We start from the raw sequence: 6,403 nt of genomic DNA, 5'->3' as shown, positions 1-6,403 counted from the left end.
AGCCAGTTTTTTCAGGGCTGCCAGCGCTTTTTCCGCCCGACTTTCTTGCAAATAGCCCAGGCTGCCGTTGAGGCCGACGATCAACAAAATGGCCAGGGCATCTTTGGGAAACTCGCCTTCTTGCAAGTCCAAAGTGGCCGAGATCGCGGCTACAGCGATCAGCATCAGCAGCATGACGTTGCGGAATTGATCCAGCAGGACTTGCCAGGAGCTACGGCCAGAGGAGGTGATCAGCTCATTGGGGCCATACTCCCGCTGCCTCTGGATTACCTGCTGAGTGGTGAGGCCGCGATCGGGATCGGTCTGCAACTTCTGGATGGCGGCGGCAAGGGTGAGGCTATGCCAAGCAGGGACAGAGGAAAGGGAGGATCCATCCGGTGGGATCATTGCGGCCACTCAAGGGTTCTTGCCGAATTTTGACATACTCCCCGCCCCACAGGAGGAGGATTCTGACAGCAGCAGACCGGTGCTGGAGTAGGCCCTGAATACCTGCCTTGCCTAGCGCAAGATTTCAAAATCCAAAACGGGCTCTGTCTGGGTGACGCGGTAATATCCGGCCTGGGTACGAACCGAAGCCTGATAGGGGCTGGGCAAATCCAGCGGGCGCAGGGGTGGGATGTTGGTGCGCTGGTTCAGCAAAGTCGTGAAGAAGGCGGTGGTTTGTCGAGCCTGGGAGCGCACCACTTCTTCAGGGAAAGTGACCGGATCCACATTCCTACCTGTATCCAACAGGATCCTGTCTAGGGCATCTCCCACCGGATAAGAAGGATAGGCAATTTGGGCCAAGGCGGATCCAGCCGGGATCCCGGCGGATAGACAACCCAGAAGAATGGCCGAAGTCAGACGCATGTGCTGTGATTCCTCCTGCGCTACAGCTTTTCCTCAACACCGGAAAAAAGCGGGGTTTGAACGTTGCTCATTGACTTGGATCCCCATGAAGCCTACCTTTTGACCGGCAGCTAAGGCGGATTCTACTCGAAATGCCTCGATTGGCAACCGCCTGCAACCCAATAGAACGCCAACATGACAAAGGATCTCGCCGCCGACTAGGATCGGGATACTCTGCTTGGGATCCTTAGACCTGTGAGTGTTTGTGTTCGCATTGCCCCCAGCCCAACCGGAAATCTGCACATCGGCACCGCCCGAACGGCAGTGTTCAACTGGCTGTATGCCCGTCGCCACGGTGGCCGGTTCATTTTGCGCATCGAGGACACCGACCGCGACCGCTCTTTGCCCCACTACACCCGCAACATTTTGGCGGGCCTGGCCTGGTTGGGCCTAGACTGGGACGAAGGGCCGGTCTACCAATCCAAGCGCATCGAGCGCTATCAAGCGGTGGTACAGCAGCTTCTGGATCGAGGGTTGGCCTACCGCTGCTACGTCAGCGAGGCGGAGCTGGAGGAGATGCGCGCTGCCCAGAAGGCCGCCGGCAAAGCCCCCCGCTACGACAACCGCCACCGCTTTCTCACCGAAGCCCAGCGACGGGCCTACGAAGCCGAGGGTCGGCAGCCGGTGATCCGCTTCAAAATCGAGGAGCCCCTGGAAGTGTCTTGGGTGGATCTCATTCGCGGCCCCATTACCTGGAACACCCAGGACTTGGGGGGGGATATGGTCATTGCCCGGGCGGATGGCTGCCCTCTCTACAACTTGGCGGTGGTGGTGGATGACATCGACATGGGCATCACCCATGTGATTCGCGGCGAAGATCACATCGGCAATACCCCCAAGCAGATTTTGCTCTACCGTGCTCTTGGCTACGAACCTCCCCAGTTTGCCCATTCTCCGCTAATCCTGAACCCGGAGGGGAAAAAGCTCTCCAAACGGGATGGGGCAACTTCGGTAGCAGAGTTCCAGCAACTGGGCTTTTTGCCGGAAGCTCTCAAGAACTATTTGGCTTTGCTCAGTTGGTCGCCCCCGGATGGGGAAGAGCTTTTCTCTTTGGAAAAGGCGGCTGCGCTGTTCGACTTTGACCGGGTTAACCGTGCGGCTGCCCGCTTTGACTGGGACAAGCTCAACTGGATCAACAGCCAGTACATCAAGCGGCTTTCTCCGCCAGAACTGGTAGAACGGCTCACCCCCTTTTGGCAGGCGGCAGGGTTTGACCTTTCCGAGGTGCCGGATCCCACCTGGTTGGAAGATGTGGCCCGCCTGATTGCCGATGGTATCGACCGCCTGGCAGAGGCTCCTCCGCTCAGCCGCTTTTTGTTTCAGGAGCCCCTCAGCTACACGTTGCCAGCTCTGGAACAGTTGCGCCTGCCTGGGGTGGCAGAGGCTATGGCTGCAATGGCCACCACGTTGGCTGCTGCCGAGCTGCCCCAGGTTTCGGCGGACAGCTTAAAACCGCTGGTGGATCAGGTGGCCAAGGGCCAGAACATGAAAAAGGGCCTGCTGATGAAGAGTTTGCGGGCCGCCCTGACAGGGGATCTGCAGGGGCCGGATTTGCTGGAATCTTTTGCCCTTCTCCAGCGGCGGGGCTGGGCTTTGGGGCGGTTAGAGGCTGTGCAGAAGTTGGTTCCTTGTTGATGGAAGCCCATCTCTTGCTGTCATGCCTTCGGTTGCCTCTGTTGAAAGTGCTCCGCACCGCTGCCGCAATCGGGATCCCATGCTGTCACGCCAGCTACAGGCTGCAAACCAAATTGTCCAAGAACTGGTGCTGCTCTCTTCTCAGTTATCTTCCCCATCCTCTTCGGACTCTGTAGAGATGGGGGAGCTGGAGCAGTGTGTGCTCAAGCTGGCCCAGACCTTGGTACAGCAGATGGTAAATCGCCTGGGCGCGGCCTCAGCTCGCCTTTGGATTTTCGACCCGCAGGAAGGATGTTTTCAGTCGGTGGCCCATGCCGGCCTGCTCAGCCCTGCTCACGACCAAATTCAGCGGATCTATCCTGACGACAGCCCTTTAGGACGGGTGGCCCAGGAGGGGCTGCCGCTTTTGAGCAACAATCCCGCCCAAGAAGCCTGGATGCCCGCCCCGGAGTGGGTGAAGGCCAATGGCTTGCGAGGCTTTGTTGCCTACCCGATTAACCGAGGGGAGGAGCGGCTGGGGGCTTTGGCTCTGTTGAGCCGGACACCTCTGGAAGCCAGCTTTCTGGAAGTGGTGAAGTTCCTCTGTTCCTATATCGCCAGCGCCATCATCAATGCCAAGCTGCTGGAGCGCAGCCGACGGCAGGCGGTGCGGGAGGCGCTGCTCAACCGCATCACCAGCACTGTTCACCGCTTTTTGCAGTGGGATCAAATCGTCAGCACTGCCCTGAAGGAGCTGCAGCAGGCCTTTCTCTCGAAAGGGGTGAAGGGGCTGAGCCGCTGCTGTTTTTACAGTCTCAGCCCGGATCAGCAGACGGTTCGGGTCAGCCATGAGGCCCTGAGCCCTGGGCTAACCCCCTCCCTAGGAGAGGTGTACCGGATCCAGGACTTTGGCTCGCTGTGCGAGCGCCTGCGGACGGGGCAGGTGGTGCAAATAGCCTTGCCTCTGCTGCCGGATCGAGATCTCCTGACCCCAGAGGGGTTGGCCGCTCTCCAGGCGCTGCAGGCTTGCTCGGCGGTGCTGATCCCGGTGCAGTCGGTGGGCTCGGCAGGAGTAGGGCTTTCGGAGGTTGGCGGGAAGGATGGGGGACGGCCCGGTTTGGCTGCAGAGCCAGGGGAGATGATTGGGTTGTTGGGAGTGTACGTCACCACACCCCACCTTTGGCAGCCGGAGGAGATCGAGCTGTTGCGCTCGGTGGCCTCTCAACTGGCCATTGCCCTCACCCGTTCCAGCCTGTTCGAGCATGCCCATCAGCAGACGGAACGGCTGGCTCTGTTGCACTCGATCACGGCGGCGATTCGCTCCAGCCTGGAGCCCACCACCCTCTTCCATGCGATCACCCAGCAGATCGGGGCGGCTTTTCAGGCAGATGTGTGTATCTTGGCCCTCTGGCAGCCGGAGCAGGAGCTGCTACACCCTGTTGGCCTTTATGCGCCGCAGCTTTCCCCCACCGTTCGCGTGGGCGGGACGGAGTCGTTGCTGGACACTCTGTTGCCGACAAGGGGGCCGTTGGTGGGATCCCCAGATTGCCCCTGGGTTGAGCCTGGGATCCCGCCGGACTTGCCGGAGACGATTCGAGCCAAGTTGCGCTTGGGGGCCAGTTTGCTCGCCACCTTGAGGGGGCCTGTGGTGGTGCCGGAGCCGCAGACGGCTCAGTCCTGGGCCGATCTAAAGCCTCAGAGCCAGGGGAGTGGGCTGTTGTTGGTGCCCCTATTTGCTTCTGAGCATCCGGACAGGCCCCAAGAACTGTTGGGGGGCATTGCCCTAATCCGCTACCCTGGCAGCGATTCCCTGACCCCTCGTCCTTGGCAGCCGGAGGATCTGGAGTTGGCAGAAGCCGTGGCCGAGCAGGCGGGGATCGCCCTCAAGCAAGCGCGGCTTTACGAGCAAACCCGTAGCTCTGCCCAGCGGGAAAGCCTTTTGCGCCAGATTGCCCAGCGCCTCAGCGGCACCTACAATCCCCAGGAGGTGGTGCAGATTGCCCTCGAGGGCATGGCAGAGGCTTTGCAGGTTGAGCGGTGCAGTTTTGTGGCGCCCTGCAGTGGCCATGAGCCGTTCGCAGCCTCGTCGCGACAGCCTTGCGGTTCCCCTTCCCCTGCCGTAGGCAGAGCAACAGCCCCACCAGAGGCGGGACGGAGTCCTTTGGCTCAGCAACCCTTGGCCGGCGCTCCTGCAGAACCTCTGGCCATCATCCAAGAGTATTGCCGTCAGCCGGGGATCCCTTCCCAAAGGGGACAGACGCTGCCCCCTGAGCTAAGCCAGCTCCTCTGGGTCAATTGCTACAGCCACCTGAACACGCTGCTGATTCCAGATGTCAACACCTTCCCATTGTCTGCCCACGCCCGCCGCCATCTGCTGCAAAAGGGCATCCGCTCCCTGTTGGGTGTGCCGATAGTCACCGATGCTCGCCAGGTGGCCGGGGTGCTTTGCGCCTTCATGCCGCCGTTTGAGCCGGCAGTTCGGGGAAGCAAAACCGCCGATATCGCCTCAGAAGCCGCCGGATTTTCCCCCAGAGATACGGACTTGGTGAACGCGCTGGCGGACATTGCGGCAGTAGCCTTGCAGCGGGCCTCTTTCTACGAGCAGGTTCGCCGTCAGGAGGCGACGGCAGCAGCTTTGCGGGGCCTAACCGAGGGGCGAGAGGCGGAAAGTCGTCGGTTGGCCGCCGATTTGCACGACCAAACCTTGGCAGATCTGGGAGCTTTGTCTCGCCAGATCCAAGAGCTATCCGGCGATCCGACCATTGGCCCAGCCGGACAGGCTCAGTTGCGGGCCATGAGCGCCCAACTGCGAGAGACCATGGCCGAATTGCGCGGGATCGTGGAAGATTTGCAGCCGACGGCCATGCGGGCCTTTAACCTTGGCCCGGCTCTGCGCAGTCTCCTGGAACGGGCCGCCCAACGTTCCCCCCATCCTCTCCTCACCCGTTTCGACAACCAAGCCGATGGCCTGCTCTCCCGTCTCAGCCCCACCTGCCAGAGCAACATTTTCCGCATCGTGCAGGAGGCTCTGAACAACATCGTCAAACACGCAGGGGCACGGCGCATCGATCTCATCATTCAGCCCAAGGCGCAACAGGACGCGGGTTCCTCTACCAACCCTCAGGCTCCCTACACCCACTTGGAGCTGAAGATCATCGACGATGGCTGCGGTATGCCGGCGTCCAAGAGTGGGGTGGATCCCGCCCAGCCGCCCGGCCATGGCCACGGGTTGCTCAACATGCGCTACCGAGCCGAGTTGATCGGGGCAAGCATTGCTTGGCGTAATCGCCGCTTTGGCAGTGGCACAGTTGTAGAGCTGCGAGTCCCTCTGCCGCCGAGTCCCCGATCTTGCGGCTAGCCCCCCCTTTTCTGAGGTAGCAGACGCAGCATTTTCAGTCTCAACCTGTTCTATAGTCGTTTAAGCTCAAGGGTTCCCGGTTCTCTAACCTGTCTGGTGGAGGGATCCTCTCACGCTGGCAAGGCGGAGTTTTTGCGCTGTCGTTAACACTGCGAGGAGAAGCATCTGTGGCCTATCGTGTGACTTTGATCCCTGGGGATGGCATTGGCCCGGAAGTGGCCAAGGCGATGACCACGGTCTTGGAGGCTACCGGGGTTGGGTTGGAATGGATCCCGGTAGAGGCAGGGGTGGAGGTGATTGAAAAATACGGCACCCCCTTGCCACCCCAGGTGTTGGAGTCCATTCGGGAAACCAAAGTGGCGATCAAAGGGCCGATTGGCACTCCCGTAGGTACTGGCTTTCGTTCGGTCAACGTGGCCATTCGCAAGGAGCTGGATCTTTTCGCCAACCTGCGCCCGGCCAAATCTATGCTCGGTGTCAAAAGCCCTTTTCAAGACATCGACCTAGTGGTGGTGCGGGAAAATACCGAAGATCTCTATGCCG

General features: G+C 60.4%; 5 protein-coding genes. 3 read left to right on the top strand and 2 right to left on the bottom strand.

Annotated features, from left to right (window positions below; all coding sequences use genetic code 11):
• The coding region (locus NW856_RS11525; protein ID WP_414400382.1) for a cation-transporting P-type ATPase at window positions 1-387 on the bottom strand (387 nt) is incomplete at its 3' end.
• A gap of 111 nt (window positions 388-498) precedes the next feature.
• The gene (locus NW856_RS11520) at window positions 499-849 is read right to left on the bottom strand and encodes a hypothetical protein (protein WP_414400381.1); all 351 of its coding nucleotides are present in this window, start codon (window positions 847-849) and stop codon (window positions 499-501) included.
• 234 nt (window positions 850-1,083) lie between these two features.
• On the opposite strand from NW856_RS11520, the gene gltX reads away from it, so the two are divergent.
• The 3 genes from gltX to NW856_RS11505 form a co-directional block, all read left to right on the top strand.
• Entirely contained in the window at window positions 1,084-2,523 is a 1,440-nt protein-coding gene (gene gltX / locus NW856_RS11515; protein ID WP_414400379.1) for a glutamate--tRNA ligase, read from the top strand.
• Window positions 2,524-2,602: 79 nt separating this feature from the next.
• Window positions 2,603-5,860 (top strand): GAF domain-containing sensor histidine kinase, encoded by a 3,258-nt coding sequence (locus NW856_RS11510; protein ID WP_414400377.1) that lies wholly within the window; start codon window positions 2,603-2,605, stop codon window positions 5,858-5,860.
• Between the two features lie 167 nt (window positions 5,861-6,027).
• On the top strand, window positions 6,028-6,403 hold a 376-nt coding region (locus NW856_RS11505), incomplete at its 3' end, for an isocitrate/isopropylmalate family dehydrogenase (protein WP_414400375.1).

It is taken from the genome of Synechococcus sp. R3-13 (assembly GCF_047462195.1).
In the GTDB taxonomy this organism is placed as follows: domain Bacteria; phylum Cyanobacteriota; class Cyanobacteriia; order Thermostichales; family Thermostichaceae; genus Thermostichus.
The sequence above is the reverse complement of the archived record's forward strand: the minus strand, read 5'-3'. Positions and strand labels throughout refer to the sequence as shown.

Coding starts and splice junctions, on each gene's coding strand:
- NW856_RS11510 (WP_414400377.1), top strand. CDS start 2,603: ATGCTGTCACGCCAGCTACAGGCTGCAAACCAAATTGTCCAAGAACTG.
- NW856_RS11520 (WP_414400381.1), bottom strand. CDS start 849: ATGCGTCTGACTTCGGCCATTCTTCTGGGTTGTCTATCCGCCGGGATC.